Origin of the sequence: Lentzea sp. (assembly GCF_035525475.1) — a bacterium.
GTDB lineage: Bacteria > Actinomycetota > Actinomycetes > Mycobacteriales > Pseudonocardiaceae > Lentzea.
Genome location: NZ_DATLEC010000074.1, coordinates 1 through 3,456, shown reverse-complemented (window position 1 = coordinate 3,456; position 3,456 = coordinate 1). Strand labels below are relative to the sequence as shown.

Below are 3,456 nucleotides of genomic sequence, written 5' to 3'. Positions count from 1 at the left end.
AAGGTCTGGCTGCGCCGCAAGCGCCAGCCCGACCTGGTACCAGGTCTCATCACCTGACCACCACGCCCTCGCCGAACGCGAACGGACTCGCCTCGCACTCCGCGACGAAGTCCGCCGGAAAGCCCCGCTCGGGCGGGGCCGCCGCCTCCAGGCGCGCGAGCGCTTCCGGGGGCAACACCACGTCGCCCACGCAGTCGGCGACCTGCTCCGGCGTCCGCGCCCCCACCAGCGGCAACGCCCCACGGGCACGCACCCACGCCAACGCCACACGATCCGGCGTCGCCCCCAGCTCCTCCGCGACCGACCGCACGGCCCACGCCACGCGCTCCTCCGCCTCGATGAGCTTCCCGGCCCGTTGCGTGCCACCGGACAGCTTTCCCGCGGCCAACGGCGCCCACGCCGCCACCGTCCTCGCCCCCGCCGACGACGTCCTCGCGAGCACTGCGCGGTTCCGCGAGATCTCGAGCATGAACGGCGAGCCCAACCTCGTCCGCTTCGTCTTCGGCCCCGACGCCAAGAACCACTATCCCGACTGGGACGGGGGGGTCTGCACGTCTTTGCTTTCGAGACGCTGTAACTCTCCAGCGAAGGTGAACACAGGGTGTTACTTTAGTCAACACTGAAGTTATAGAACTTAATGGCTCCTGTCCGCGCGAAAGAATCTTCGCCATGCCTCGCCCGGAGAAGCCGCTCAACCCGTTCGCCGGGCCCGTCCAGCAGTTCGCCTTCTCCCCCGACGGCGCCCTCGTCGCCGCCGGGACGACCGACGACGCCGTCCGCGCGTGGAACGTGAGCACTGCCCGCAACCCCCAGGTGCGGGCAGTGCTCACGGACACTCGAAACGGGTGTGGGGCGTCGCCTTCGCGCCGGACAACCGCACCCTCGCGACAGCCGGCGCGGACCGCGCCGTCCACGTCTGGGACCTCGACGCCACACCTGTCCAGTCGTCATTGGGACCACTACTCCCCCGATGTCGAACCGAGGTCTCTGCTGACCACCCCCTCTCGTTTCGCACCACCTTTGTAGTGCGAAAACGTTGTGCGGGGTCGGTCTCTGCACGCCTTACGACGACGCCCGTTCAACGTGCTCGCCCAAACGTGGGAAGGTGACTCTTCAGTCAACACTGAAGAAATAAAATTGACCGAACTAGTGGAACATGTGATCAGATTCTGGGTCATGGAGCTCGTGCCGCACGAAGTCGGGGTCGCTCACAGCGCACTGCCGCACGACGAAGAGTCAACTCGCGCCCTGCTCGCCGAAGCGGCGACACAGGGCCTGCACACCGTGGTGGTCACCGCCGACGAGGGCGACGACCGCGCGATCGCCGTGCTGCGCGAACTGCGCGCGGAATGGGACACCGAGAACGGGCGGATCACCGCCCGCCTCGACACGGACGCCCAGGGCCAGCTGGCCCACCTGTGGGGGCTCACTACGGAGCAGCGAGCCGCCTGGCTCGCCGCGTTCCCCCGCCACGACGACCCGAACTGGTGGATGCACCGCCTTCTGGTGCTCAACCACCACCCGGAGTGGGCGCCGCTGAAGGACTGGCTGGTCGACGAGCACGTGCGGCTCTTCGGCCGCCCACCCGGCAGACGCCGTTCCAGCGCGGCAGGGCGCTGAAGCTCTCCACGACGTCGGGTCGCGCGGCCGAGCGACCCGACCGCCGCACTACGCCTTGGCCGCCATCTCCCGGATCAGGTTCGCGATCTCGGACGGCCGTTCCAGCGGAAGCATGTGACCCGCGTCCGGCAGGATCACCGGGGTTCCGCCGAACTTCACCGCGTCCGTCTCCGGCACCAGCCGGTCCTCGTCCCCCACCACCGCGGCCACGGCCTTCTCCTTGGCCACCATGAGCCCGGCCTCCCGGTCGTAGCGGTCGACGGCGGGCCGGAACAGCGCGATCGTCTCCGGCCAGTGCCCCCACACCATGTCCGCGGTCAGCTCGACGTCCTCGGCCGCGGGCTCGTCACCGAACAGCCACCACCGCAGGCCGGCGGTCTTCGTGGGCTCGATCTTCTCCCGCACCGCCCGCACGATCGGCCCGAACGCCCGCTCCAGCTCGCGCACGAGCTTGCCCAGTGCCTTGGGCCACGCCAGCGACGTCTCGCTGGCCCCGCTCGCCGCCATCGACACGAAGACGGTGCCCAGCACCCGTTGCTTGAACAACCGCGGCCGCCGCTCGGCCATCGCCAGGGCCGCCATGCCGCCCATCGAGTGCCCGGCGACCACGACCTGACCTTCGGGCACCGCCCGTTCGATCAGCTCCCCCAGGTCGTCTCCGAGCTGCTCGATCGTCGCGGTCTCCTTGGTCGCGGCCGCCGACGCGCCGTGGCCGCGGTGGTCGTAGGAGATGACCTGGAAGTCCGCGCTGAGGTCGGCCACCACCTTGTGCCAGCTGCGGTGGTCGAGGGCGTAGCCGTGTGCCAGCACAACCGTGACCGGTGCGTCGGGGTTTCCCGCGCGCACCACGTTGAGCTCGGTCCCGTCCTCCAGCAGCACCATGCGCCGTTCCTTTCACCGTGTCGTCTGATCGTCCTAACGAGACAACACGGCGAAAGGACACGGTTCAGGCGCGTCCGAGCACCACGTCCGGCGCGGCGGATCCGATGCCGGCCGCGCCACCCATGACCAGGGCGACCCGGCCGGTCGGCTCCACGGTGGACGTGGCACCTCCCTCAGCTGTTGCGCAGGAAGCGGTCCAGCACGCGCACGCCGAACTTGAGGGCGTCGACCGGTACGCGCTCGTCCACGCCGTGGAACAGGCCGGAGAAGTCGAGGTCCGACGGCAGCCTCAGCGGTGCGAAGCCGAAGTTGCGGATGCCGAGCTGCTGGAACGACTTCGCGTCGGTGCCACCGGAGAGCATGTAGGGCAGCACGCGGGCGCCGGGGTCCTCGGCGGTGATCGACGCCGTCATCGCGTCGACCAGGGCGCCGTCGAACGTCGTCTCCACCGGCGGCAGGCCGACCCACTCGCGTTCCACGTCCGGGCCCAGGAGCTCGGCGAGCTCGCGGTCGAACGCCTCCTCGCGGCCGGGCAGGATCCGGCAGTCCACGGTGGCCTCGGCGGTCGACGGGATGACGTTCGCCTTGTAGCCCGCGGACAACATGGTCGGGTTGGCCGTGTCGCGCAGGGTCGCGCCGATCATCCGCGACAGCGCGCCGAGCTTGCCGATCGAGCCCTCGACGTCGTCGTCGGGGAACTCGAGGCCGGTGATCTCGGTGACGCCGTCGAGGAACTCGCGCACCGACGGACGGATGATCAACGGCCACCGGTGCTGGTCGAGCTTCGTCACGGCGGCGGCGAGCTTCGCGACGGCGTTGTCGCGGTGGATCATGCTGCCGTGGCCGGCGGTGCCCTTGACCCGCAGCTTGAGCCAGCGGATGCCCTTCTCGGCGGTCTCCACGAGGTAGGCCCGCACGTCGTCCTTCAGCGTGATCGAGAACCCGCCGACCTCG

General features: G+C 69.8%; 5 protein-coding genes. 2 read left to right on the top strand and 3 right to left on the bottom strand.

Going from position 1 to position 3,456, the window contains the following annotated elements:
* Nucleotides 1-49: 49 nt before the first annotated feature.
* Nucleotides 50-469 carry an aldo/keto reductase gene (locus VM306_RS13200; RefSeq protein WP_325514687.1) on the bottom strand — a complete coding sequence of 140 codons (420 nt, stop codon included), beginning with the start codon at nucleotides 467-469 and terminating at the stop codon, nucleotides 50-52.
* Nucleotides 470-782: 313 nt separating this feature from the next.
* Between VM306_RS13200 and VM306_RS41365 the strand changes: the two genes are divergently transcribed.
* Nucleotides 783-1,109 carry a hypothetical protein gene (locus VM306_RS41365; RefSeq protein WP_414672370.1) on the top strand — a complete coding sequence of 109 codons (327 nt, stop codon included), beginning with the start codon at nucleotides 783-785 and terminating at the stop codon, nucleotides 1,107-1,109.
* A 67-nt stretch (nucleotides 1,110-1,176) separates the two neighbouring features.
* On the top strand, nucleotides 1,177-1,620 hold the full coding sequence (locus VM306_RS13195) for a hypothetical protein (protein ID WP_325514685.1): 444 nt from the start codon (nucleotides 1,177-1,179) through the stop codon (nucleotides 1,618-1,620).
* A gap of 48 nt (nucleotides 1,621-1,668) precedes the next feature.
* Here VM306_RS13195 and VM306_RS13190 read toward each other — a convergent pair whose 3' ends face one another.
* Nucleotides 1,669-2,502, bottom strand: coding sequence for an alpha/beta hydrolase (locus VM306_RS13190; RefSeq protein WP_325514683.1), 834 nt, complete (start codon nucleotides 2,500-2,502; stop codon nucleotides 1,669-1,671).
* Between the two features lie 173 nt (nucleotides 2,503-2,675).
* Nucleotides 2,676-3,456 (bottom strand): M20/M25/M40 family metallo-hydrolase (locus tag VM306_RS13185; RefSeq protein WP_325514681.1); only part of this gene is annotated, 781 nt, incomplete at its 5' end.

Bases quoted from the DNA above. Each gene is read 5' to 3' on its own strand.
- VM306_RS13200 (WP_325514687.1), bottom strand. From the start codon at position 469: ATGCTCGAGATCTCGCGGAACCGCGCAGTGCTCGCGAGGACGTCGTCG.
- VM306_RS13195 (WP_325514685.1), top strand. From the start codon at position 1,177: ATGGAGCTCGTGCCGCACGAAGTCGGGGTCGCTCACAGCGCACTGCCG.
- VM306_RS13190 (WP_325514683.1), bottom strand. From the start codon at position 2,502: ATGGTGCTGCTGGAGGACGGGACCGAGCTCAACGTGGTGCGCGCGGGA.